Source organism: Bacteroides sp. 43_46, from assembly GCF_001915455.1.
Lineage (GTDB): Bacteria > Bacteroidota > Bacteroidia > Bacteroidales > Bacteroidaceae > Bacteroides > Bacteroides caccae.
The window spans coordinates 1-23,355 of the sequence record NZ_MNQN01000117.1; the positions used below are offsets into that span (position 1 = coordinate 1).

Below are 23,355 nucleotides of genomic sequence, written 5' to 3' on the forward strand. Positions count from 1 at the left end.
CTACCTGAATCAGGCGGGAGGTTATTCAGAGAATGCGAAGAAGAGTAAGAAGTTCATTGTTTATATGAATGGTCAGGTGACTAAGGTGAAGGGTAGTGGTAAGAAACAGATTGAACCCGGGTGTGAGATAATTATTCCTAGTAAGGCTAAGAAGAAAACTAATATTGGAAATATTCTAGGCTATGCTACTACGTTCAGTACTTTGGGAATGATGGTTGCTTCTATTGCTAACTTGATAAAGAAATAACAAATACTTCTATGGTTACTCTGATAGAACGAGAATCTAAAACAGAAATAAAACAGGGACAAGATAATCATACAGATGAAAAGGCAGAAATCGATTTGATGGATATTCTTCGTAAAATTATAGGTATTCGTAAGATAATCTATAAAGCTGCGGGTATCGGATTGTTAATCGGTGTAATTGTCGCAATAAGTATTCCTGAAAAATATACAGTTGGAGTTACACTTTCTCCTGAAATGGGAAATACTAAAGGCGGAGGTTTATCCGGTTTGGCAGCTTCTTTTTTGGGAAGTGGAGTTTCTATGAATGAAGGCACTGATGCTTTGAACGCTTCTTTGTCTGCTGATATTGCATCTTCTACTCCTTTCTTGTTGGAACTTTCTAAAATGAAAGTCCCTGTATCAGGGAGTAGGGAAATATCTTTAAGCTCATATTTAGATGAAGAATCTTCTCCCTGGTGGGGGTATGTGATTGGGTTTCCAAGCATGGTAATGAGTGGGGTGAAGTCACTGTTTATTAAAGAAGATAAAAAAATAGTTTCTAATAGAGTGAATCAGGGGATATTTGAATTATCTAGGAAGGAGTTACAGAAAATTGAAACTTTAAAAAATATGATTATTGTTACTGTGGATAAGAATACATCTATGACTTCCGTAACTGTAACTTTGCAAAATCCTAAAGTTGCTGCAATAGTTGCTGATTCTGTTGTAGGGAAATTACAGGAATACATTATAACTTATCGTACCTCTAAGGCTAAAGAAGATTGCCTTTATTTGGAGAAACTATTCAAAGAACGCCAACAAGAATATTACATAGCTCAGAAAGAGTATGCTAATTACATGGATTCTCATGATGATATTATTTTACAAAGTGTGCGTACGGAACAGGAACGGTTGCAGAATGATATGAACTTAGCTTATCAAGTGTATAGTCAGGTTGCTAATCAACTTCAAGTTGCCAGGGCCAAAGTTCAGGAAGAAAAACCTGTATTTGCTATTGTAGAGCCTGCTGTAGTACCATTGTCACCTTCGGGAATCAGTAAGAAAATATATGTTTTAGCTTTTGTATTTCTATTAGTGGGGGGGGTGATGGCTTGGACATTTTTTGGAAAAGATTTATTTAATCAATTGAAGGAAATTTCAGCTTAAATTTATCAGTGTAACAATTATTAGTATATTAATTTCAAAGAAATCATTTTCATTGAGTTGAGTCTTTTTTCAGTATAAAATATTTAGGATATGTTGTTGGATTGAAAAAACAGTGAGTTTAATAACTATTGTTTGTGTTTTTTTAGCTGATTGATTTTTAATACCAATATATGAGTAAGTCGGTGATTATATTTATTTTGATAACTATTAAAATGATGTATGTTAAAGCATTAAGATTCTGCTCTAAAATATGTTCTTCCTTATATATAGGATGGAACAAAATATATTTCTTTTTGAATAATATAAAGTATGGAAAGAATTTTAGAGTATTTAATCATTTATATTTAAAAATTCATGTAGGTGCATTAGTACAAATTGGTAATAATTGCACTATTATGAGTGGTGCGGGTTTAAATCCTTTAAGTCGTAATATTAAAACTTGTATATATGTGGGTAAAAAGGCTACTCTAAAGCTGGGTAATGATGTAGGTATAAGTTCGTCAACTCTTTGGGTAAAGGAAAGCGTTTCGATTGGGAATTCTGTGGCTATAGGGGCAGATTGTATTATAATGGATACTGATGCCCATAATCTAGATTGGAAAATAAGATGTTCTGAAGAAACTAATGAATATGGAGAATCGGTGGATATGGTGACTGCTGCAAGTGCTCCTATAGTTATTGAAGATAATGTACTTGTTGGAGCAAGATGTATTATATTGAAAGGAGTTACTATTGGTGCGCGTAGTATTATTGGTAGTGGTAGTATTGTAACCAAAGATATTCCTTCTGATTGTATTGCGGCTGGAAATCCTTGTAAGGTAATAAAGAGTATAGTATATTAAGGAGAATTTGATATGTCGGAAACACGTTCATCTAATTTCGAATGTCTTAGAATTTTAGCAATTATACTGATTTTGATAATGCATTCTTATGCTCAAGCGAATTGTAAGGAAAACTTGTTTAATTTATTTGTAGGATATGTAATATCTGCAATAGGTAATATAGGTGTATCTTGTTTTGTATTGTTAAGTGGGTATTTTGGTGTGAAATTTAAAATGCAGCGTTTTATACAATTAATTTTAATTACTACTTTTTGCACTGTAATTTCTTTTATCGCAAATCATGGTTGGCTTTTTAATATTTCTTTTTTTGATTCATTGATAGTAGTTTTAAGATATAAGAATTGGTTCATTGCTTGTTATTTAATTTTAATGCTACTCTCTCCTTTTATAAATAAAGCAATGCTCGCTCTTTCTAAAATGGAGTATAATAGGTTGTTGATTATTTTGTTTGTTACGTTTTCGGTATTGCCAACATTGTTTGTATCTTACTATTATACGATATTGACGGATGGTGGTAAATGTTTGACATATATTCTTTTTTTGTATATAATAGGACGCTATTTGTCTCTCTTTTATTCTGAAAAGAAAATTTCAAAATCATTATGTCTATTGTCTTTCTTGTCTTTGACCATTCTTATTGTTATGCTAAATGTAACGATTAGTTATGTTTTTCATAAAGAGTGTAGAATTTTCTCTATGGATTGCTCTCCATTGGTACTTTTTTCTTCTTTATGTGTATTTTTCTTTTTTAAAGGTCTTGCATTGAAATCGAGATTGGTGAATAGTATTGCTGCAAGTGTTTTGGCTGTGTATCTATTAGATAATCTTCGTTTATATGTTTCTGATCATATTTTTGATATAACATTGTATGCAGAATCAAATTTTTTTCTTCTTTATTTAATGGTGTTTGTTATTGTAGTATTTGTGTTAGGGATAGTGATAGATAAAATAAGAGTTTTTGTTTGTGGAAAATGTGAAAATTATATTATAAAAAAAATATAAGTATATTGAAATTAGTTAAAATGAATTTATTATGAAAATTGCAATTGTCCCTTTTCATAGTGGGCTGGCTAATGATATATTATTTGATAAAGATAATGAGTCTACTAATTCTGATGATTTGATAACTCCCTATTATTATATTAAGCAAGAATACGAAAAGCGAGGTGTTTCTATAAATACATTAGATCAATATAATACGTTAGACAGCCTAGATTGTGTACTTTTCTTTAAACTTGATTATAATGAATTGATACGTTGTATTAAATCTAAAGTAAAACGATTATATTATTTTGCATGGGAACCAGAAGTTGTAGATAATCATCATTCTAAAAAGAATTTGGCGAAACTAGAACCTTTCTTTAATGTAATATTTACGTGGAATGACGATATTGTTGATGGAAACAAATACCTGAAGATAAATTATCCATATCATTTTACAAATGTAATAGAATGTCCTACTAGAGAGAATTTTGAAAAGAGGAATTTATTAGTTAATATTTCTGGTAATAAAATATCTTTCCAACATAATGAGCTTTATTCTGTAAGAAGAAAAGTTATATCTTTTTATAATAAATATAGTTGTACTTATTTTTCATTGTATGGACGGGGATGGCTAAAGAATTTGAGAGTTTATAAAGGAGTATGTATAAGTAAAAAGAAAGTATATACACAATTTAAATTTGCTTTGTGTTTAGAGAATATGTGTAATGTGAATGGTTATGTTACAGAAAAGATATTTGATTGTTTTACAGCTGGAATTGTGCCTGTATATTGGGGAGCTAGTAATATAGAAAAATATATTCCTAAACAATGTTTTATAAGTTATACTGATTTCAGTTCCATTGACGATTTGAATCACTTTCTTATTAACATGAGCTATGAAGAGTATTGCAATTATATATGCCATATTAAAGAATATTTGCAAAGTTCGGCTAAATCTGTTTTTGAATATAAATATTTTATGAGACAACTTGATTCTGCTTTGATTTCGAATATCGAAAGAGAATGTAACAATGAAGTGGCTCTTGCATTTTATTCCATATTACAAAATATCAGTAGAAAACCAAAAGCATTGTTTAATTTGACGACCAAATTAATTGTTGATTATTGTATGTAACAAAAAACTTAGGTCTGTTCTTTATGAACTCTTCACGAATTATTAGAAATACGGGATACTTATATCTAAAGATGGCTATTACAATGTTTATTACATTGTATTCAACTCGTCTTTTGTTAGAAGCTTTAGGGGTAGTTGACTTTGGAATATTTAATGTTGTAGGTGGTCTAATTGCAATGTTGGGATTTGTAAATAATTCAATGGCTGTTGCAACTCAGCGTTTTATGTCTTTTGCAGAGGGCGAAGATAATATGTGTAAGAAGAAATCTATTTTTAATATAAGTATTGTTCTTCATTTTTTTTTAGCTATAATAGTTGGTCTTATATTACTTCTTCTTCTTGTCTTTTTCTTTGATTATGTATTTAATATACCGAGCGAAAGAGTTTATGCAGGAAAAATTGTCTTTTTTAGTTTGATTATTAGTACTGTGTTTTCTATGATGTCAGTACCTTATGAGGCGGTTATTAATGCACATGAAGATATGGGATATTATGCAGTTGTAGGTGTTTTTGAGTCTGTTCTTAAGTTATTCATCGCTTTTATTATTTGTTGGACTTTACAAGATAAGCTAATTTTATATGGTATTTTGATGACTCTACTTCCAATTTGCACTTTAACAATTATGAGAATATTTTGTCATCATAGATATAAGGAGTGTATTGTTTCACCACTACAATATTGGAATAAAAATATATTAAGAGAAATGGTATCTTTCGCTGGTTGGAATTTCATCGGGATATCAGGATCTATGATAGGTAGTTATGGCAGAGGAATTATATTAAATCATTTTTTTGGCGTAGTTGTGAATGCTGCTTATGGTATTGCTATTCAAATCAATGGACAAATACTTTCTTTCACAAATAACATGTTAAAAGCTTTGAATCCTACAATAGCCAAAAGTGAAGGATCAGGAGAAACAGAACGAATGATTAGAATCTCGTTGAAAGGATGTAAATTCTCATATTATATATTGGCTTTTTTTGCTATACCTTTAATAATAGAAATGCCTATAATATTATCACTTTGGTTGAAGAATGTTCCTCCTTGGGCTGTGGTCTTTGGTCGATTGACTTTAACTAATTCTTTGGTAGAGCAAATGACAATTGCGTTGGGGACATCTCTTTTAGCAATAGGAAATATAAAGCAATTTAATGTTATGACAACCGTTTTAAATGTTGTTTTTCTGGCATTTTGTGGGGTGTTGTTCATATTAGGTTTTTCGCCAATAACTATGTATGTATTGAATATAATTTTTTGTGGCGTTTTGACTTCATGTTTGAAAATATATTATTTGAGTAAATACTCGGATATGAAATATTCACTATTCATGAAAGCTGTTTTTATGCCGGTAGTAATAGTATCTGCTATTTCTTTTATAGGAGGAATGATACCATATTACTTAATAGAAGATAGTTATTATAGAGTAGTATCAACTTTTATTATTAGTAGCGTATCTTTTGTTTGCGCTACTTACTATTGGGGGCTTTTGAGAGAGGAAAAAAATGTTTTATGGAATGTATTGTCTAATTTGAAAAATAAAGTTTATGGACGTTTATAAAAAAGGTTCTATAAGACCTACTGTTAATTTGAAAGTAAGAATATTACTCTTATTATATTCTATATCTCCATTTAATAAGATTTCTTATCTTAGAAATTCTCTTCTCCGAAGTTTGCACTTACCCCTTTCTACTTCTATTACTAAAGGATTCTTTTGTTTATCATATAATTTATCTGTTGGAGAGAATACTGGATTAGGTGATACTTATATACGAAACATAGCTATGGTAACAATCGGAGAAAATTGTTCCTTTAGTTATAGAAATATGATATTAACTGGTACACATGATATATCTGATTATAGTACTATAATAGCGAAACCTGTAGTTATTGGTGATAACACATGGATTACAAGTAATGTTACTATATTACCTGGGGTAACAATAGGAAGTAATACTATAATAGGTGCAGGGAGTGTAGTTTCAAGAGATATTCCATCTGGGGTTTTTGCCGCAGGTAATCCATGTCGTGTTATTAAGAGAATTGATTTTAGAAAATAGCTATAATCAAAATCTCTCTATATCGATGTCAGGAGAAAATAATGAAAGTGATATTGCTTGGTGATACAAATACTGATAATACTAGTATTGTTTTAATAGGTAAAGATTGCAAGGTTATTATTAGTGAAGGGTGTTCAATAGGTGGTGGCAAATTAGTGTGTATGGGAAATAGTAACTTTATTCATATAGTTCCTAATTGTATGTTGTCTAATAAAATTAAGCTGTGGGCAACAGACACTCATTCTATTTATTGTGATGATATTACAATTCCAATTAACCAATCTAAATCAATAATTCTAGAAGAACATGTATGGGTGGTTAAAAGAGCAATAATATTAAAAGGAGTAAAGATTGGGCATAACTCCTCAATAGTAGGTATGGGAACAGTTGTGACTAAAGATGTATCTTGTTTATCTTTAGTAGTAGGTAATCCTTCTTGTATAGTAAGGAGCGGTGTTACATGGAGTATGGATAGAATACTTATATAACATATAGAGTAATGAAGATTGTTCAGATTATAGGTGGTTTGGGTAACCAAATGTTTCAATATGCTTTCTATAAGGCTTTGCAAAGTCATTATAAAGATGTAGAAATTGATACTTCGTTATTTTCGTGTTATAAACTTCACAATGGTTTTGAACTAGCAAAAATATTTGGAGTACAGTTTAAAGAGGCATCTCTATTGAAACGTATGCAATTATCTTTTCATGGAGGAGATATCCTTTCAAGGATATTAAAAAAAGTGATTCAACAACGGAATACAGAGTGTATTGAAGAATATCTCAAATATGACAAACGCGTTTTAGATAATTCGTCTAATCTATATTACATAGGGTATTGGCAAAGTTACAAATATTTTTCTTCTATAGAGAGTGAGTTAAGGAAGATTTTTACCTTTCCAAATTCGATAATAGATAACTATAATAAAAATCTCAGTGATGTGATTTTATCTTCAAATTCTGTCAGTCTTCATATACGTAGAGGAGATTATGTTGGTAATTCTATATATGAAAATATTGCCACATTGGATTATTATCAAAGAGCATTGGACTATATGGATAAGAATGTTCTAAATATGAAGTTATTTCTCTTTTCAAATGATGTGGAATGGTGTTTGAACAATTTGAATTTAAAAAATTGTACTGTGGTGTCTCATAATACTGGTACAAATTCTTTTTGGGATATGTATTTAATGTCTTCTTGTAAGCATAATATTATAGCAAATAGTTCGTTTAGCTGGTGGGGAGCTTGGCTTAATACTAATCCCGGTAAAATAGTTATATCACCCAAAAGGTGGATTAATGATAACCGTGTAAACATTGATGATATTATACCTGAAACTTGGATCTGTTTATGAATACTAAACCTTTCGTTTCTGTTGTGATGTCTGTTTATAATGGGGAGTTGTTCTTGAAAGAAGCTATAGACAGTATTCTATCACAAACATATAAAAAATTTGAGTTTATTATTATAGATGATGGTTCGACAGATGGCTCGTTGAATATCATAAATGAATATTCGGATGAAAGGATAAAAATATTGGTCAATCCTAAAAATGAAGGTTTAATATTTTCTTTAAATAAAGGGATTGAACTTGCATTAGGGACTTATATTGTGAGGATGGATGCGGATGATATTAGTCTTCCTCAAAGAATAGAAGAACAAGTGTCTTTTATGGAAAAACATAAGGAGATAGGTGTTTGCGGTACAGATATAGAGGTTTTCGGGAAATCACTAAACGGTTATATTCATCGTTTTAAACGGAGTCCAATAGCTAATAATGCTGCCCTTTTGTTTACTACTTGTTTCGCTCATCCTTCTGTGATAATTAGAAAGTCGGTATTAGATCAATATCATTTATGCTATAACGGAGTTTATCGAAATGCGGAAGATTATGGATTTTGGGTAGAACTGAGTAAATATACACAATTTGCTAATATAAATAAAGTATTGTTGAAATATAGAATACTTCAAGGGAGTGTAACTAGAGTAGCAAATAAGGATTTGGAATCCCGGTATGAAGTACATAAACTTATATATCAAAACTATTTGTTATATAATAATATATCATTATCTAATGAAGAATTATGGATTCATTTTCTCATATCGGATAATGAACGGTTTACTAAATCGGAATATGTTAATACTCCTAGAATAGTATATCAACACTTAGAAAAATTGATAGATTACTATAAACACATTGATAACTTTTTCGTTTTTGCTTGTTCGATCTATCAAAGAGGATTAAGTATATCTCGTTGGTTTCCATACAGGTATAAGTTTTATGTGTTGCCGTTATTATGTAATTATATTTATTACAAATTGTTATCTCGTATTAAATGCTTCCATACCTTTTTCTTATAACCTTAGTTTCATTTTGTTCTGTTTTAGATTATGTAAAACTGAATACAAAAAGTCGGAAGATTCTCTTGGTTCTACTTATTGGTTTGTTAATCATGTTTTGTGGTACTAGATTTGAAACAGGTAATGACTGGACGGCATATGTTGATACATTTAATAGGATACCACCTTTTGAAAGTTTATGTAATAACCCGGAAATGTTTGTTGTTTCTAGAATGGAGCCAGGCTATGTCATTTTGAATAGTATTGTGAAATCATTGGGAGGCACGATAGATATTGTTTTTTTGATTTCGTGTATTATTACTGTTGGCTTACTTTTTATTGCTTTAAATAGGTATTCTTTTTTTTGCTTTTTAGCTATATTGCTTTATATGAGATATGGATATTTACAAGCGAACATGATGTTTGTCAGGCAAGGTATAGCTGTTTCAATATTTTTTATTTCTCTGAAGTATGTAGAAGAACGTAAGTTTTGGCAATATATTGCAATAAACATTATAGCAATTTTATTTCATTCAAGTTTGTATATTGTTTTGCCCTTATATTTCTTTTTGAATAGGAGATATAGTAATAGAACTATTATTGGTTTTGTAATAATTTCAATATTACTTTCATTTGTAAATATAGTAGGAACGCTGAACTCTTATCTCCCTTCTTTTATAAGTGAGAGCATTATGGAATATTCAAAGCATGAGGTTTGGGGGGGGATGACTGGTAAGATTAATATAGCTTTGATTGAGAAGTTTATTCTATTACTACTTTGTTTAAAGTACCGTAATAGGCTTTCTGAAAATAAAAGCTTCAATCTCTTTCTTAATATTTTTGTTTTGTCTATCATTTGTTATTATTCATTCTTTCAAATGTATATATTTCAACAGAGACTTGTATTTATATTTCAGCTATCAACTATTGGTATTTGGGTATTGTTATTAAGAAGTTCAACTAAAGAAACTCAGAAGTGGTTAACATTAGCACTTAATATTTTAGTTGTATATTTCTTTCTACATTATGTATTTACTAGTGCTAACGTGTTTATACCATATCGGTCATGGATAGTTTGAAGATTGATTTTTTAGTAGCTACAATTAATAGAACTAATTGTGAGTTCTTATATCCTATATTTAAGAATATAGATTTAAATGATTGTAATGTTATAGTGATAAATCAATGTATTGATATTGCTGTACCGCTAAATGGAATTTCTACTTTTCATGAGAATATACATCTGATTTCAGTACCTGATAAGGGGACTTCTAATAGCAGAAATTTGGCAATGCTACATATGAAAGGCGATATAGGAGTTTTTCTAGATGATGATGTGGTATTGGAACATGATTCTATGATTAGAATAGCAAATGCCTATATAGAACATAAAGATGCTGATATCATTACATTTCAGTCGCAATATTTCTCAGGAAAGTATTTCAAATCTTATAGTGATAACTCTTTCAAACATAATAAATATACATTGAAAAATATCTCAGACATAGAAATTACATTCAGGAAGACTATAATAGAAAAGAAAGTTTTGTTTAATACCCTTTTTGGCTTAGGTGCAAAATTTCCGTTAGGAGAATATCTTATATTCTTGACGGATTGTTACAATGCAGAAAGTAATATGTATTATGTGCCTGGAGTTATTGTAAAACATCCAGATTGCCTTCATTCTGGTATTCAATTTATTCAAAATTATGAAGAAGGAAGAGGTGCCCTATTCGCTTGTTTGTCTAAATATTTATTTCCATTTATGATCTTTTATTTTGCTATAAGGAAGTATAGTATGTATAAAAATAAACATTCTTTTTGGAGAGAAGTGTATTTTATGTTTAAGGGTGCGATAAAATATTTTCTTTGTTGAAACATGGAAGTATTATAGCTATAATAATTTGTTTGGCTTTTGTTATTAATGAGGAATGGATATCCTATTCATTTTTTGAGAAAATTGTGATTGCTCCAAAATTGTGGGCACATTCACCTTATGGAAAAGAAATTCAGTTGAAGAGTTGGCTTCTTTTTTGATATGAAAGACAAAGTTTCTATTATTACTCCTTGTTATAATTCAGCTAGATTTATTTCTAAAACAATTGAATCTGTTTTAAATCAGACTTATCCTTATTGGGAAATGATTATTGTGGACGATTGTTCACACGATAATACGAAAGAAGTAGTAGAACAATATTGTAAACTAGATTCAAGGATTCGACTTTTGTGTTTGGAGAAGAACTCTGGTTCTGCTACTATTCCTCGGAATAAAGCTATTGAGGAAGCTGAAGGACGTTTTATAGCTTTTATTGATAGCGATGATTTATGGAAACCTGAAAAACTAGAAAGACAACTTCCTTTTTTTAATACATCTAATATAGCTGTAGTTTATTCAAATTATGAGAAGATTGATGAATCAGGAAACAGATATGGACGAGTAATATTAGCTCCTAAAAGTTGTACCTATCATCAATTACTTTGCGGAAATGTTATAGGTTGTTCTACAGGAGTATATGATACTTTAAAAACAGGAAAACATTTTTTTGTATCTGAAGGTCATGAAGACTATATATTATGGCTTTCCATATTAAAAAAAGGTTATTTAGCAGTGAATACGCAAAGCTGTTTGGCTGAATATAGAATTCGAAAATCTTCTTTGTCTTCTAATAAAATAAAAGTACTTCCATGGGTTTGGAATATTTATATGAATATTGAGAAACTTGGATACTTTAGAAGTGCTTTCTATTTCATTAATTACGCATTTCGCGGCATTTTTAAATATATCAAATAAACGGTATTGTATTTAAATTTTCTAATTAAATTATTATGGGGTATAGTGAGGACTTCATTCCGGACGGAATGAATGCTTTTGAGCGCAATGTAAAGCGAATAGGGGATTGTATCGTTGCAGCAGTTTTAATGATCGTTTTTTCTCCGTTATTTTTGATTTGCTATATAGCTGTGAAACGGGAAGATGGTGGGGCAGCTATATTTAAGCAAGAGCGTATCGGGCGTTTCGGACGGCCGTTTTATATCTATAAGTTTCGCAGTATGCGATTGGATGCAGAGTCTATGGGCCCTCAACTTTATGCGGGGGGAAGAGATGTTCGATTGACTAAGATAGGAAGATTTCTACGCGAACACCATTTGGACGAGTTGCCACAGTTGTGGAATGTCTTCTGTGGAGATATGGCTTTTATCGGTCCCCGTCCGGAACGTAAATTCTATATTGATCAGATTATTAAGCATGATCCCCGTTATCAGTTCTTGTATCAGATTCGTCCGGGAGTGACTTCATATGCAACTTTGTATAATGGTTATACGGATACGATGGACAAGATGTTACGCCGTTTGCGGTATGACTTGTTTTATCTGCAACATCGCTCGTGGTGGTTTGACTTTAAAATATTAGTGAAGACTTTTATAAACATTTGCTTTGGAAAGAAGTTTTGAGAGTGGTATAAAATAAAATGTTGAGATGTAATCAGCACTAATAGAGTGTTTGTATGTGAGATGAAGAGAATGTAGGTCCCTAGTTTCATGCTGAACGCATGATTCTCCTACATTTGTGAATTAGAAAGAGTACGACGGTACCTTTCTAATTTACGCCCTGGCACCGGAGGTGTATCTGGTGTTAATTTCCCACGATATCAACGGTCTGTGAAGATAGTTGATATTTTCTTTTTATTCTCATTATATCGGATAATAGTATCGTCTTTCTTTGTTTATATGTTTAATTTTTTATAACTTTATAGCATATAAAACAGTAATAAAGAAACGATGGAACATTCAGAATTTGTAGTGAAATGTTATAATAAACAAGAGTTGGCCCAGATGTATTTTCCTGATTTGACTATCCGTGCTTCGGTCAATAAACTTCGGCGTTGGATGCGGAAATGCAAGCCATTGATGGATGAGATACTGGCTACGGACTTTCATCCGAAAACGAAAGCTTTTTCTGTGAGAGAAGTACGGCTTATTACCTATTACTTGGGAAAGCCGGGAGATTTATAAATGATATAAACATAAAAAGAACTACGGGAGACTGCACGTTCGACAGCTCCCGTAGTTCTTTTTATATATCCATATACTCCTTGCGACAGTCAAAACATGGACAAGCTTTATGAATCGAAGCACTGAGTTGATAATGCCCCAGGATTTGCGCTTCCGGATACTGATGTCTGAGTATCGTTAACAGGTCGAGCAATGCAAAGCGCTGCGCTTGGGTTCTTGTATCTGCCGGACACCCATTTTCGTTCAGTCCGCCTTCATAGCAAATGCCTATGCTGTGTCGGTTGAAGCCTCTCACGTGTGCACCCGGCTCTGATATCGGACGGCAGTGATGAAGCTCTCCGTCCCGGGTGATATAAAAGTGATAGCCGATATCCTTGAATCCGCGTTGCAGGTGACATTGCCGAAGTTGTTCTACGGTGAAGGGAACATTGCAGCGCGTTGCGCTGCAATGAATCACCAATAACTTAATCTCACGGGGGAGATAATTATCTTCTGGTTTTTTCATATAGATGACCAGAAGATTACTGTCCCATACAGGACGTTACACCCAAGGCCGAAATGACCGACGTTGCAATAGTTACAATAAACTGGAGAATGTTTTTCCAAAGTTGCTTTTTCATACGAATTTAAATTAAAGAATAAATACTTATACATTTTGAACTCAATAACCCAACAACAATCGGTTGATTATACTGACGGATCCGGAGTTACCCCACTGCCGGAACCTCCTTGATTGTCGTCACCGTCATCAGGAAGCGGATCTTTGTCCGAATCTGCCGAAGAATCGCTCTTATACAATGTATAATCCAGCGTCTTACACAATTTGCGGAGATCACTTCCGGGATAAAAGAGTACTTTGCCCTTATCGATGCACGATGTCTTGAATTCCTTTACCGTATCGGTAGGAGTGCCCGTTTTGATGCTCATGCGGAAATTGCCCAGGTCACCCATTTGGGCGATATTTCCTTCATCCAGTACGTTGACTATTTCGAGCAGGAACTCACCGATACAACCTTCCAATTCTCCTTTTGAATAAGAGGAACGTTCGGAGATTCGTTTGCAGACTTCCTTGACAGTCACTTTACGACCGCTACGCGCCACTGCATAGTACTTCGGAGTTTCATCAGGTTTCAACAGGTTCTTGCGAGCCATGAGAGTGTAATTCTGTGCCATAACTTTTTAAATTTTAATTATTAATTTCTGATAACTTTGTAATCGATTACATGACAAAAGTAATACATCGGGGAATCGGCATGACGCATAGTGACGTATACAGGCGCATAGATAAATAGAAAAAACATTGGGAGATTTGTATCGAAACTTCCCAATGTTTGATTTCAATTATTGAGATGTTTTTTTCAAATCCTCCAATGTTTTTCCGATTTTCCAAAAGGACAAAAGGACAAAAAAGACAGTTGTGACTATTGCTTGTTCAACTTGATATAGGAACCATGAGATATCTTACTGATCTTTATTCCGTTAAGCGATTTTAGAAGACGTGTTACCTTACGGAGATTGAAATCGTGTTTTGCGCCGAGCCGGATCGCTTCGTCTGTAGTGAAGCTATTTGGCAACTCATTGACGAAATTGCGAATAACGTTCGGATTTTTCAGTGGACGGACCGAAGGGACCGGCATGGATGAGTGTAACAGACGGCTATGCTCGTAACAACACAGGACAATTTGAAGAGAACGCTCGAAATCAGCATCTATACAATAAATCTCGGGAGAAAGATCATTAGCTTCAAATTGCCGGATACGGGTTTGAATCATGCTGATACGCATCACCAGAAAGGCATAGCGTTTCACTACGGCTTGGAGATCATCATTGCCTTCCATGGCTACCTCGGACAGCATGTGTGAGAAAATCTCATTCAGACGGTTCCATTGTGGACGGGTGAAATGAAATAGAACAGGATGGGCCAGGCAGAAATTATATAGTTCGTAGACACGATGAGCAATCGGCTTGAAAGAGTCTTCTAATGAAATGCAATCATCGCCCATTTCTTTCCAGTGAGGAATTTCACGGAAAGTGTAAGTCAGAATACGGCTGGGGAGTCCGTTCCCGCAACTGCTTAGCAAACTGTCTATCTGTCCGGGAGTACCCGTCAGAAGTAAGGCTAATTTAGGATGACGGATATAAACCGGACTGATACCGTTGGCTTTATAGGAAGAATCAATGTTTTCGTGCTCAAAAGCTTTGCGGAGCATATCGTCGAAGTTCCCACAATCCAGATGATTGGCTGTGGAGAGTGTTTGCGCTTCCGTATCGAAAATGATGCTTCCCTGCGAACCGTTGTCCTGCATCTGAATTTGCATGCGGGTATAACTGGTAGTGGCGGGGATGAATAACATCTTGAAAGGAGGTCTTTGAGGTTCTTCGGAATATGTATCTCCTTTTTTCCTTTTTTGCTGACATTCTGCTTGCCAAGTGTTGTGCGCTGTATGGTAGTTTTTTTGCATGGATTCACTGGTAGACAGTATTTCGGCCTGTATTTCTTCCAATAAATAGCGTCCGGTTTGAGCAATGCTTTTGCCACTACCGGCAGAAGAAAAGATAACACAGAACAAATGAGTGGAATACTTTTTGTGATTATAAATTCCAAAAGTTTGTGGAAGTACCGCACTTAGCGCTGTGAGATCGGAAAGGAGGGAGATGTCTTGCTCGCGGTCACTCGCGTCTTCGATGATGCAATCATTCAGTAGGTCGGGAAGATTATTGTACAAATCACGAGGAAATAAAGGCGTCTCTTTTCTGAATTCTTCTCCCAGCCAATAGGCTTCTTCGGTGCTGTCGGAGTTTTCTAAAGTACCATAGGGGACTTTTGTCCTTATGTCTTTTTGACAGGGGGAATAAGCCGGTGGAACTGTTGCGGATGTCTGATTGTTAACTTGTTTGTAACCAGATGATAATACGCTTGTCAGTTCTTCGGCACGAAAATCTGTGTGCTCGAAAAAGACTGTTAGCCCGCGTAATATGCTTTCTTGCGGATAGTGGCGGCGGCAGGCTTCACAGGCTAGTTTGAACACGTTGGAATGGCGTTGCCCGGTTGTTAAGGGATGAAGGAAAATATAGGACGAAATGAACTTGTTGATTTCGTCTTCAGAAGTATTTTCCGTAGGGTTGTTTTGGAGGGGGAAAGGAGGAAGTTTTTCATTTTTGGAAGAGGAGTTTTCTTCTTTTCTCATTAATGGTTCCAAAGTAAATGCCTGATAGAGACTGGCAACGTATCCATTGGGAGAATAACTGAAATAACACAGACGGCTTTCGTCCTTGCACGCCGGATCACTCTCCAGACCCAGCAACTGATTGTAGTAACGGCTCACCAATTGCTGACCTTCACGATGGCGGCCTTCGATATCTTCTACATAGGCGAAGACTTTCACACCGTCGGTCGGACTTTCTATGGCCGCTACCGTATGCGGGTCTGCCGCGCAACGTTGAATGACTTCCAGACGATTTTTTACGTGATCATAATCGAGTCCGACAATATGACTGGGGAGGAGGAAGCGTTTGATAGCATGCGCTCCATTGAATGTACCTGCCGGAGTGAAGCAAGGGAGTTGATTTTTCAATTTCTGTGCGGCAGCATGATCTCCATCTGCATAATATCTACGGATGGTATTGATAATCGTTGCATAAACAGGATGAATACACATAATAATGACTTCAAGGAAAGACATGACTTTGGGCTTTTTTGAATACACATTTTCATAAACCGAGACTTTGATTTCTTCTAGAACTTTCATATAAAATTGTTTTTTGTAAGATTGTGCTACCTGACTATCAGATAGCGGGAGCAAAGGTCGGTATATTAAAAATAGGGTTACTTTCCTATGTGGAAAGTACTTGATAAAGCAAATATAAACTGAAAAATTTAAAATTATTAATCATAGAATGACATGGCGAAAGAAAAACAAAAACCTTATGAGTTTTTAAGCAATTTGGTATTGGCTTTAATGGATACAGATAGCGCATTTATTAATGCATTTTTTATGGATGAATTTGCTATTTCCTCAAAAACATTGGGGGGAATAAGACGGGGAGAGGATATGTGTATTTATCAGTATGTACGAGTGATCCGGTGTATGACGAAGTATCTTCATTTAATGATTCAGCTGGATATGTTGCTGAAAGAATTAAGAATTGTACTATCTTCCAATTGTGACTTGGTGGTTGCTACAGTTCCTCACTGTTCTCACGGAACTTGTCAGCCGAAAGAATGGGTGATAGTAATGGAATGGGATGGGGTGAGATTGTGATTTCTACAGAAAATGGGGCACTTTTTCGTTTTTTTTGCCTAATTGCTTTCTCTATTTAATTTTTTTTATATCTTTGCTTCCATATTGAGAAACACGAATAATAATTCACTTATTTTATTCATATAAAACTTAATAAATTATGTTCAAAGCTCCTTTTTCTTTTGACGGTCGTATTCGTAGAATCGAATATTTCCTGTCAGGCATTGTTGGTGGTATAGTGTTTAGTATTGCATGGGCATTGGGTATCGGTACCTTTATTTTAGGTGCGGGTATGGGATCTGCAGGTGGTTCGGTATTCGGTTTGTTGATCGGTCTTGCTGCATTGGTTGCTTCCATGTGGTTCTCTTTGGCACAGGGGGTAAAACGTTTGCACGACCTGGACAAGTCAGGTTGGTTGATTCTGCTGATGTTTGTTCCTATTGTTAACGCACTATTCGGACTTTATATGTTGTTTGCAGACGGTACGGTAGGCCCTAACCAATATGGTGAAGATCCGAAAAACCGTATGCCGTATCAAGCACAGCCTTCTTCGGTAAATGTAACGGTGAATGTTGCAAGAGAAGAAGTAAAAGTTGAAAAACCGGTTGAAGCAGCTCCTGCTGTTGAAGAAGAAAAAGCTGAATAATCTTTTTTAAGAAGAAATAGACGGCCTCTTGCAAAATTCGTTTTGTGAGAGGCTTTTTTTTGCTATCTTTGAAAATCAATAAAACAGAAAAAGAAATAAATATGAAAAAAGTAATTTGTAGTGAGAAGGCTCCGGGAGCTATCGGACCTTACAGTCAGGCGATAGAAGCAAATGGAATGATCTTTGTGTCCGGACAGTTGCCTATTGACGCTGCTACCGGAAAAATGGCGGAAGGTATTGAAGAACAGGCACGTCAGTCGTTAGAGAATATAAAACATATTCTTGAAGAAGCAGGTTTGACAATGGGAAACATTGTCAAAACAACTGTATTCCTTCAAGATATGTCTTTCTTTGCCGGGATGAACGGCGTGTATGCTACATATTTCGACGGAGCTTTTCCGGCACGTTCGGCGGTTGCCGTAAAAGCTCTGCCAAAGGATGCGTTAGTGGAGATCGAGTGTATCGCGGTTCGCTAACAAATCGGCGACAATGAAACTGCTGCCTCCCACGAAGATAAGGTCTTTAGGGAGGCAGTTCTTTTTAGCTGCCTGTACGGCATCTACCACAGTAGGGTAGGCCGTTCCTGTCAATCCCGCTTCTTCTGCCTGTTTCAAGAGCTCGTTTTCCGGAAGCGCCCGTTTCACACTTGCTTTGGTAAAATAATAGATAGCATTTTTCGGTAGCAATTTCAGAACGCTGCTTATGTCTTTGTCGTTGACCATGCCGAATACGAAATGGAGTTGCTGCTTGAGAGTCTGTTGGTAAAAATCGAGTTGTTCGCAGATGTATTTAATTCCGTCAACATTGTGTCCGGTATCACAAATAATATCCGGATAACTGTACACCTTTTGCCAACGTCCCATTAGTCCGGTGAGTTGGCATACATCGGAGAAACCGTTGAGATAGTCTTTGGGAAGAATGCGATAGCCTATTCTTTCTAATTCTTCGAGGGCTGTTAGTATTGTGAGGCAATTTTCAAACTGGTAAATACCACTTAACTCCATAAAAAGTCCGCAAGGAAACATGCCATTTGTAATTCGGATGGCATCTTTTCTTTTATCAAGTATTTTGTCCAGCGCGTGCATGCTGTCTGCCGGATTTAAAAACAGACATAGCTCCCGGAAATTTTGTTCGAAATTTTCGTCTTTATCTTCTACCGATTCATACAAAGTTTGTTGGATATTAGTCAGCCGTTCTCTTAATTCTTGTGATTGTGAATAGGAAAGCCAGTCCATGCAGTTGTATGGGGCAATGGATTGTGCATATATGACAGGAGCATTTACTTTTTTTCCCTTTATTGTGAACACGCGCTTCACGTGACCTTTTGCCCGTCCGATAACTACCGGAACTCCTTCTTTGATAATCCCTGCTTTCTCTTTGGCTATTTTGGGTAATGTATCGCCCAAATATTGCATATGATCGAAGCCGATGTTGGTAATGATGCATAAGTCGGGCTGGATGATATTGGTACAGTCCAGCCGTCCGCCCATGCCAACTTCGATCACTGCCACGTCTACTTTCTGATCGGCAAAATAACGGAATGCCATTGCGGTGGTCAACTCGAAAAATGAAGGATGCAGTGGCTCGAAGAAGGAACGGTGATCTGCGACAAAGTTTACTACATATTCTTCCGGTATCATTTCTCCGTTGATGCGGATACGTTCTCGGAAGTCCACCAGATGAGGGGAAGTAAATAATCCGACCCGATATCCGGCCGACTGCAATACTGCCGCAATAGTGTGGGAGCAGGAACCTTTTCCGTTCGTTCCGGCGATATGTATCGTCTTGAATTGTTGATGAGGATATCCGAAATGTTCATCTAATTTGTGTGTTGTCTCTAATCCCGGCTTATATGCTTTTCCACCTATCTGCTGAAACATAGGCATACTCTCATATAAGTACTTTAAAGTGTTCTGATAATCCATGTTTTATAATATTTAACTTCGGGCAATCTTTATTGCCCGCTAATTTGTTTATCTTTAGAACCACCAATTCAACTTTATATGCGGGATTGGTGAATGAGAGTGCAAATATCAACATTTAAATTTAAAGAAACCATGGGAACTAAGAAAAATTTTGTGTTGGACACAAATGTTATTCTTCACGACTACAATTGCTTGAAGAACTTTCAGGAAAATGATATCTATCTCCCTCTTGTCGTACTCGAAGAACTGGATAAGTTTAAGAAGGGAAACGAGCAGATTAATTTCAATGCTCGTGAGTTTGTACGTGAACTGGATGTGTTGACAAGCGACGAACTTTTCTCCGAAGGGGTGAAACTGGGAGAAGGATTGGGACGTTTGTTTGTTGTGACCAGCAATGTGCCGGCTACTAAAGTATGGGAGTCTTTCCCTATCAGGAAACCGGATCATCTGATTCTCGCGGCAACTGAATATCTGACGGCGAAATATCCGAAAATGAAGTCTATTCTGGTGACCAAGGATGTGAATTTGCGTATGAAGGCCCGTTCTATCGGACTTCTTTGTGAGGATTATATCACAGATAAGGTCGTGAATGTGGATGTCTTTGAAAAATCCAATGAAATATTTGAAAATGTAGATCCGGCATTGATCGACCGTATCTATTCTTCTAAAGAGGGACTCGACTTGAGCGAGTTTGACTTTAAGGATCTGATTCATCCGAATGAATGTTTTGTGCTGAAGAGTGATCGTAATAGTGTATTGGCACGTTATAATCCTTTTACTCATTCTATCTGCCGGGTGATGAAAGGCAAGAATTATGGAATCGAGCCCCGGAACGCCGAACAAAGTTTTGCTTTTGAAATTCTGAATGACCCGAATGTGAAACTGGTGGCACTGACGGGAAAGGCGGGAACGGGCAAGACTTTATTGGCATTGGCTGCCGCTTTGGGTAAATTGACCGATTACAAACAGATATTACTGGCACGTCCGGTAGTGGCACTTTCGAATAAGGATATCGGTTTCCTTCCGGGAGACGCACAGGAAAAAGTGGCTCCTTACATGCAACCGTTGTTCGACAACTTGAATGTAATCAAACGTCAGTTTGCGACGAACTCCACAGAGGTGAAACGCATTGAGGATATGCAAAAGAGCGAGCAACTGGTAATTGAGGCTCTGGCTTTTATCCGTGGACGCAGTTTAAGCGAGATGTATTGTATTATCGACGAAGCGCAGAACCTGACTCCGAACGAAATAAAAACGATTATCACTCGTGCGGGAGAAGGTACGAAAATGGTATTTACCGGAGATATCCAACAGATTGACCAGCCTTATCTGGATAGCCAGTCTAACGGGCTGGTATATATGATTGACCGCATGAAAGATCAGAATATCTTTGCGCACGTCAACCTGTTGAAGGGCGAACGTAGTGAGTTGAGTGAACTGGCGAGTAACTTGCTATAAACAGATAATCTTTATTAAACGATAAACTGTAAACGACGAACGGTGAACAAATTGAGCTGTCATGCTGCAATGAGTTCACCGTTCATTATTTATAATTCACTCTTTATCATTCTTTCTTTCCGAAATATTTCAGGAATTGGGTGCGTTCAAATGTATTAACGCCCTTTACATCTTTAATATTCAGTCTACCTTTGAATTGAGCGATATTGTTGAATCCTTTTCTTTCCATCCAGGCGGAGAGGAAACGGTTGGCTTCTCCGATGAATGCGTTGGTGTTTTGATAGATTGCGCTGCACACTTCCACAGCTGAAGCGCCGGCAAGAATCGCTTTTACTACTGATTCGGGATTGGCTACACCACCGGAAGCTGCATAATCAATCTTGTCTACTACCGCAGATGCAATGCCGATCCAACGAAGCGGGTTGGCGAGGTCGGAAGCGTTGCTGAATATTTCACCGGACATATGCTCCATATTTTCAATGTTGATGTCCGGTTGGTAGAAACGGTTGAAGAGGACAACTGCAGCCGCACCGTTGGCATATAACTGGTCAATCAGTGCCACTGGATTAGTCAGGTTATCGCCCAGTTTCATGATAACCGGAATGTTGATTGTCTTTTTTATGTGGCGGAGAATATCGATATGACGTTGTTCGAACGAACCGTATGTATATTGAACATCGGACTGTAAAGCCAGAATATTGATTTCTAATGCATCGGCACCCGCTGTTTCAATTTGTTTGGCAAAGTCAATCCATTCGGAATCACTGTAACAGTTGATACTGGCAATGATAGGAATAGGACATTCCTTTTTGCTTTCTTTGATTAAAGTCAGATATTCGGACAATTTATGTTCACGGATGTATTCTGCCAGATAGTCACTTGCTTCCGGATAGAAAGCCGGATCTTTCAGTTGGTCCGCTTCCAGCATGATCTGTTCTTCGAACAGTGATTTCAGAACAATGGCACCGGCGCCGTTTTCTGCCAATTTCTTATTTTTGCCGACACTGTTAGTCAGTCCCGAGCTACTGATGATGATTGGGTTTCTAAGAGAAAGCCCTGCGAAAGTAGTTTTTAAATCGGTCATAATGAATCTTTTTTTAGTAGTTACTACTTCTAATTTAATAATTTCGTTCTCCGAAAATCTTGCTTCCTACCCGTACTAAGGTACTTCCTGCAGCAATAGCTTCGTGATAATCGTGTGACATACCCATGGATAATTCCCGGAAAGCGTCCGAATCGGCGAACCAGGTTGTTTTTATCTCTTTAAAGAGCCTGTCTAGTAAACAAAATTCCCGGTTGATTTGTTCAACATTATCGGTGTTGCTCGCCATTCCCATTAAACCGCAGATACGGACATGGGTCAGTTCTTTCCATTCTCCGGTGTTCAGCATATCTTTGCATTCGTCGGGGCTGAAACCAAATTTAGTTTCTTCCTGTGCCACATGGATTTGCAACAGGCAGTTGATGATGCGTCCTGCTTTGACAGCTTGCTTGTTGACCTCTGCCAGTAACTTATAAGTGTCAATTCCATGAATCATCGCTACGTATGGTATCATGTATTTAATTTTATTACTTTGCAGGTGTCCGATAAAATGCCATTCGATATCTTTGGGCAAACTTTCGTATTTAGCTGTCATTTCCTGCACTTTGCTTTCTCCAAAAATACGCTGTCCTGCTTGATATGCTTCTTCTATCGCTTCATTGGGGTGGAATTTTGAGACAGCAACCAGCCGGACTCCTTGCGGGAGTTCGGCCAGTACTTGCTTTAAATTTTCAGCAATACTCATTGTTGCTTATGCTTTTGACGGATCAAACTCCGGTTTGTCATTCGGTCCGGCGCTGTAAGGATATACATCCATGAGCGGAGTTTCGGATACCATGCCGATCTGATAGTCTGCCATGGTTCCTTTCATGCCTTCGTCCAGTTTCTTAACTGCATCGCGCAGGTCGGCAGCCTGTACCAATACCTGTGTGGAAGTCTTTTTCTCTGCACCGCTTTTTTCGTCCAGCGTGATGAAAATAAGTTTGCATTTGAACCAACGGTCGGCACTTTCTTCGTCGCTGGGGAAAAGTTCGCTATAATTGGCACGTTTAATGTCGGAAACTGTAAATTCTCCGGATATGAATGGAGTCATTTCTTCAATAATTCGTGCTTCTGCTTCTGTAAAGCTGAGTGCATCAACAAGATATGGTTCGGTAACTTTTTTCTGCATTCCGTTTTCCATTACTTTTTCATAACGAATCTTGCACTCAAACCAAGTATGCATTGCCATAATTTTCTTCCTTTTTAATTAATTGATTCATGTAAATTGCCTAC

26 protein-coding genes and 1 pseudogene are annotated in these 23,355 nt (G+C 36.0%); 19 read left to right on the top strand and 8 right to left on the bottom strand.

Annotated elements, in window-relative coordinates:
* From BHV72_RS12680 to BHV72_RS12750, 15 genes and pseudogenes are all read left to right on the top strand, one after another.
* Positions 1–247: pseudogene (locus BHV72_RS12680) on the top strand (capsule biosynthesis protein); the annotation flags it as partial.
* 11 nt (positions 248–258) lie between these two features.
* Positions 259–1,392 carry a chain-length determining protein gene (locus tag BHV72_RS12685; protein ID WP_055173648.1) on the top strand — a complete coding sequence of 378 codons (1,134 nt, stop codon included), beginning with the start codon at positions 259–261 and terminating at the stop codon, positions 1,390–1,392.
* Positions 1,393–1,562: 170 nt separating this feature from the next.
* Positions 1,563–2,234, top strand: a complete 672-nt coding sequence (locus tag BHV72_RS12690) for an acyltransferase (protein ID WP_229066737.1) — start codon at positions 1,563–1,565, stop codon at positions 2,232–2,234.
* A 12-nt stretch (positions 2,235–2,246) separates the two neighbouring features.
* Positions 2,247–3,236 (top strand): acyltransferase family protein, encoded by a 990-nt coding sequence (locus BHV72_RS12695; RefSeq protein WP_138334251.1) that lies wholly within the window; start codon positions 2,247–2,249, stop codon positions 3,234–3,236.
* Positions 3,237–3,267: 31 nt separating this feature from the next.
* Positions 3,268–4,353 (top strand): glycosyltransferase family 10 domain-containing protein, encoded by a 1,086-nt coding sequence (locus BHV72_RS12700; protein WP_055173646.1) that lies wholly within the window; start codon positions 3,268–3,270, stop codon positions 4,351–4,353.
* A gap of 71 nt (positions 4,354–4,424) precedes the next feature.
* On the top strand, positions 4,425–5,912 hold the full coding sequence (locus BHV72_RS12705) for an MATE family efflux transporter (protein WP_172681119.1): 1,488 nt from the start codon (positions 4,425–4,427) through the stop codon (positions 5,910–5,912).
* Complete coding sequence (locus BHV72_RS12710) at positions 5,899–6,411, top strand: acyltransferase (protein ID WP_055173644.1); 513 nt, start codon at positions 5,899–5,901, stop codon at positions 6,409–6,411. The genes BHV72_RS12705 and BHV72_RS12710 overlap by 14 nt, the downstream gene beginning before the upstream one ends.
* A gap of 41 nt (positions 6,412–6,452) precedes the next feature.
* On the top strand, positions 6,453–6,899 hold the full coding sequence (locus BHV72_RS12715; protein ID WP_055173643.1) for an acyltransferase: 447 nt from the start codon (positions 6,453–6,455) through the stop codon (positions 6,897–6,899).
* An 11-nt stretch (positions 6,900–6,910) separates the two neighbouring features.
* On the top strand, positions 6,911–7,768 hold the full coding sequence (locus tag BHV72_RS12720) for an alpha-1,2-fucosyltransferase (RefSeq protein ID WP_055173642.1): 858 nt from the start codon (positions 6,911–6,913) through the stop codon (positions 7,766–7,768).
* Positions 7,765–8,775, top strand: coding sequence for a glycosyltransferase family 2 protein (locus tag BHV72_RS12725; protein WP_055173641.1), 1,011 nt, complete (start codon positions 7,765–7,767; stop codon positions 8,773–8,775). Before BHV72_RS12720 ends, BHV72_RS12725 begins: the two co-directional genes overlap by 4 nt.
* Before the next feature lie 92 nt (positions 8,776–8,867).
* Complete coding sequence (locus BHV72_RS12730; protein ID WP_171028100.1) at positions 8,868–9,833, top strand: EpsG family protein; 966 nt, start codon at positions 8,868–8,870, stop codon at positions 9,831–9,833.
* Positions 9,821–10,630, top strand: a complete 810-nt coding sequence (locus BHV72_RS12735) for a glycosyltransferase (protein WP_055173638.1) — start codon at positions 9,821–9,823, stop codon at positions 10,628–10,630. The genes BHV72_RS12730 and BHV72_RS12735 overlap by 13 nt, the downstream gene beginning before the upstream one ends.
* A gap of 162 nt (positions 10,631–10,792) precedes the next feature.
* The gene (locus tag BHV72_RS12740) at positions 10,793–11,545 is read left to right on the top strand and encodes a glycosyltransferase family 2 protein (RefSeq protein WP_005678149.1); all 753 of its coding nucleotides are present in this window, start codon (positions 10,793–10,795) and stop codon (positions 11,543–11,545) included.
* Between the two features lie 35 nt (positions 11,546–11,580).
* Entirely contained in the window at positions 11,581–12,207 is a 627-nt protein-coding gene (locus BHV72_RS12745) for a sugar transferase (RefSeq protein ID WP_005678150.1), read from the top strand.
* Between the two features lie 327 nt (positions 12,208–12,534).
* Positions 12,535–12,768, top strand: coding sequence for a DUF4248 domain-containing protein (locus BHV72_RS12750; RefSeq protein ID WP_005681312.1), 234 nt, complete (start codon positions 12,535–12,537; stop codon positions 12,766–12,768).
* A gap of 61 nt (positions 12,769–12,829) precedes the next feature.
* On the opposite strand, the gene BHV72_RS12755 is transcribed toward BHV72_RS12750, so the two are convergent.
* The 4 genes from BHV72_RS12755 to BHV72_RS12770 form a co-directional block, all read right to left on the bottom strand.
* Entirely contained in the window at positions 12,830–13,273 is a 444-nt protein-coding gene (locus tag BHV72_RS12755; protein WP_055173635.1) for an N-acetylmuramoyl-L-alanine amidase, read from the bottom strand.
* A 16-nt stretch (positions 13,274–13,289) separates the two neighbouring features.
* Positions 13,290–13,388 carry a smalltalk protein gene (locus BHV72_RS12760; protein WP_005681308.1) on the bottom strand — a complete coding sequence of 33 codons (99 nt, stop codon included), beginning with the start codon at positions 13,386–13,388 and terminating at the stop codon, positions 13,290–13,292.
* Between the two features lie 67 nt (positions 13,389–13,455).
* Complete coding sequence (locus BHV72_RS12765) at positions 13,456–13,941, bottom strand: HU family DNA-binding protein (protein WP_005678158.1); 486 nt, start codon at positions 13,939–13,941, stop codon at positions 13,456–13,458.
* A 248-nt stretch (positions 13,942–14,189) separates the two neighbouring features.
* Positions 14,190–16,517: a DUF3987 domain-containing protein gene (locus tag BHV72_RS12770; RefSeq protein WP_122140795.1), complete on the bottom strand. Its 2,328-nt coding sequence runs from the start codon at positions 16,515–16,517 to the stop codon at positions 14,190–14,192.
* A 153-nt stretch (positions 16,518–16,670) separates the two neighbouring features.
* Between BHV72_RS12770 and BHV72_RS12775 the strand changes: the two genes are divergently transcribed.
* From BHV72_RS12775 to BHV72_RS12785, 3 genes are all read left to right on the top strand, one after another.
* Positions 16,671–17,030 carry a hypothetical protein gene (locus BHV72_RS12775; protein WP_005678160.1) on the top strand — a complete coding sequence of 120 codons (360 nt, stop codon included), beginning with the start codon at positions 16,671–16,673 and terminating at the stop codon, positions 17,028–17,030.
* A 139-nt stretch (positions 17,031–17,169) separates the two neighbouring features.
* Positions 17,170–17,655 (top strand): DUF805 domain-containing protein, encoded by a 486-nt coding sequence (locus BHV72_RS12780; RefSeq protein ID WP_005678162.1) that lies wholly within the window; start codon positions 17,170–17,172, stop codon positions 17,653–17,655.
* A 101-nt stretch (positions 17,656–17,756) separates the two neighbouring features.
* On the top strand, positions 17,757–18,131 hold the full coding sequence (locus BHV72_RS12785; protein WP_005678164.1) for a RidA family protein: 375 nt from the start codon (positions 17,757–17,759) through the stop codon (positions 18,129–18,131).
* On the opposite strand, the gene BHV72_RS12790 is transcribed toward BHV72_RS12785, so the two are convergent.
* Complete coding sequence (locus BHV72_RS12790) at positions 18,099–19,580, bottom strand: bifunctional folylpolyglutamate synthase/dihydrofolate synthase (RefSeq protein WP_005681303.1); 1,482 nt, start codon at positions 19,578–19,580, stop codon at positions 18,099–18,101. The genes BHV72_RS12785 and BHV72_RS12790 overlap by 33 nt on opposite strands.
* A 132-nt stretch (positions 19,581–19,712) precedes the next feature.
* Between BHV72_RS12790 and BHV72_RS12795 the strand changes: the two genes are divergently transcribed.
* Entirely contained in the window at positions 19,713–21,038 is a 1,326-nt protein-coding gene (locus BHV72_RS12795; protein WP_005681302.1) for a PhoH family protein, read from the top strand.
* 106 nt (positions 21,039–21,144) lie between these two features.
* Here the strand turns inward: BHV72_RS12795 and BHV72_RS12800 are convergent, their stop codons facing one another.
* The 3 genes from BHV72_RS12800 to BHV72_RS12810 are packed head-to-tail and all read right to left on the bottom strand — an operon-like array spanning position 21,145 to position 23,311.
* On the bottom strand, positions 21,145–22,122 hold the full coding sequence (locus tag BHV72_RS12800; protein ID WP_055173629.1) for a dihydroorotate dehydrogenase-like protein: 978 nt from the start codon (positions 22,120–22,122) through the stop codon (positions 21,145–21,147).
* Positions 22,123–22,156: 34 nt separating this feature from the next.
* The gene (locus tag BHV72_RS12805) at positions 22,157–22,825 is read right to left on the bottom strand and encodes a YggS family pyridoxal phosphate-dependent enzyme (RefSeq protein ID WP_005678169.1); all 669 of its coding nucleotides are present in this window, start codon (positions 22,823–22,825) and stop codon (positions 22,157–22,159) included.
* A gap of 6 nt (positions 22,826–22,831) precedes the next feature.
* Positions 22,832–23,311 carry a DUF4494 domain-containing protein gene (locus BHV72_RS12810; RefSeq protein ID WP_005678170.1) on the bottom strand — a complete coding sequence of 160 codons (480 nt, stop codon included), beginning with the start codon at positions 23,309–23,311 and terminating at the stop codon, positions 22,832–22,834.
* Positions 23,312–23,355: the final 44 nt, after the last annotated feature.

What these genes read in the sequence shown, in the direction of transcription:
- BHV72_RS12745 (WP_005678150.1), top strand. Translation starts at nt 11,581, where the DNA reads ATGGGGTATAGTGAGGACTTCATTCCGGACGGAATGAATGCTTTTGAG.
- BHV72_RS12780 (WP_005678162.1), top strand. Translation starts at nt 17,170, where the DNA reads ATGTTCAAAGCTCCTTTTTCTTTTGACGGTCGTATTCGTAGAATCGAA.
- BHV72_RS12785 (WP_005678164.1), top strand. Translation starts at nt 17,757, where the DNA reads ATGAAAAAAGTAATTTGTAGTGAGAAGGCTCCGGGAGCTATCGGACCT.
- BHV72_RS12810 (WP_005678170.1), bottom strand. Translation starts at nt 23,311, where the DNA reads ATGGCAATGCATACTTGGTTTGAGTGCAAGATTCGTTATGAAAAAGTA.
- BHV72_RS12805 (WP_005678169.1), bottom strand. Translation starts at nt 22,825, where the DNA reads ATGAGTATTGCTGAAAATTTAAAGCAAGTACTGGCCGAACTCCCGCAA.
- BHV72_RS12755 (WP_055173635.1), bottom strand. Translation starts at nt 13,273, where the DNA reads ATGAAAAAACCAGAAGATAATTATCTCCCCCGTGAGATTAAGTTATTG.
- BHV72_RS12690 (WP_229066737.1), top strand. Translation starts at nt 1,563, where the DNA reads ATGAGTAAGTCGGTGATTATATTTATTTTGATAACTATTAAAATGATG.
- BHV72_RS12730 (WP_171028100.1), top strand. Translation starts at nt 8,868, where the DNA reads ATGTTTTGTGGTACTAGATTTGAAACAGGTAATGACTGGACGGCATAT.
- BHV72_RS12775 (WP_005678160.1), top strand. Translation starts at nt 16,671, where the DNA reads ATGGCGAAAGAAAAACAAAAACCTTATGAGTTTTTAAGCAATTTGGTA.
- BHV72_RS12715 (WP_055173643.1), top strand. Translation starts at nt 6,453, where the DNA reads ATGAAAGTGATATTGCTTGGTGATACAAATACTGATAATACTAGTATT.
- BHV72_RS12740 (WP_005678149.1), top strand. Translation starts at nt 10,793, where the DNA reads ATGAAAGACAAAGTTTCTATTATTACTCCTTGTTATAATTCAGCTAGA.
- BHV72_RS12700 (WP_055173646.1), top strand. Translation starts at nt 3,268, where the DNA reads ATGAAAATTGCAATTGTCCCTTTTCATAGTGGGCTGGCTAATGATATA.
- BHV72_RS12750 (WP_005681312.1), top strand. Translation starts at nt 12,535, where the DNA reads ATGGAACATTCAGAATTTGTAGTGAAATGTTATAATAAACAAGAGTTG.
- BHV72_RS12685 (WP_055173648.1), top strand. Translation starts at nt 259, where the DNA reads ATGGTTACTCTGATAGAACGAGAATCTAAAACAGAAATAAAACAGGGA.
- BHV72_RS12795 (WP_005681302.1), top strand. Translation starts at nt 19,713, where the DNA reads ATGGGAACTAAGAAAAATTTTGTGTTGGACACAAATGTTATTCTTCAC.
- BHV72_RS12710 (WP_055173644.1), top strand. Translation starts at nt 5,899, where the DNA reads ATGGACGTTTATAAAAAAGGTTCTATAAGACCTACTGTTAATTTGAAA.
- BHV72_RS12705 (WP_172681119.1), top strand. Translation starts at nt 4,425, where the DNA reads ATGGCTATTACAATGTTTATTACATTGTATTCAACTCGTCTTTTGTTA.
- BHV72_RS12790 (WP_005681303.1), bottom strand. Translation starts at nt 19,580, where the DNA reads ATGGATTATCAGAACACTTTAAAGTACTTATATGAGAGTATGCCTATG.
- BHV72_RS12770 (WP_122140795.1), bottom strand. Translation starts at nt 16,517, where the DNA reads ATGAAAGTTCTAGAAGAAATCAAAGTCTCGGTTTATGAAAATGTGTAT.
- BHV72_RS12800 (WP_055173629.1), bottom strand. Translation starts at nt 22,122, where the DNA reads ATGACCGATTTAAAAACTACTTTCGCAGGGCTTTCTCTTAGAAACCCA.
- BHV72_RS12765 (WP_005678158.1), bottom strand. Translation starts at nt 13,941, where the DNA reads ATGGCACAGAATTACACTCTCATGGCTCGCAAGAACCTGTTGAAACCT.
- BHV72_RS12725 (WP_055173641.1), top strand. Translation starts at nt 7,765, where the DNA reads ATGAATACTAAACCTTTCGTTTCTGTTGTGATGTCTGTTTATAATGGG.
- BHV72_RS12720 (WP_055173642.1), top strand. Translation starts at nt 6,911, where the DNA reads ATGAAGATTGTTCAGATTATAGGTGGTTTGGGTAACCAAATGTTTCAA.
- BHV72_RS12735 (WP_055173638.1), top strand. Translation starts at nt 9,821, where the DNA reads ATGGATAGTTTGAAGATTGATTTTTTAGTAGCTACAATTAATAGAACT.
- BHV72_RS12760 (WP_005681308.1), bottom strand. Translation starts at nt 13,388, where the DNA reads ATGAAAAAGCAACTTTGGAAAAACATTCTCCAGTTTATTGTAACTATT.
- BHV72_RS12695 (WP_138334251.1), top strand. Translation starts at nt 2,247, where the DNA reads ATGTCGGAAACACGTTCATCTAATTTCGAATGTCTTAGAATTTTAGCA.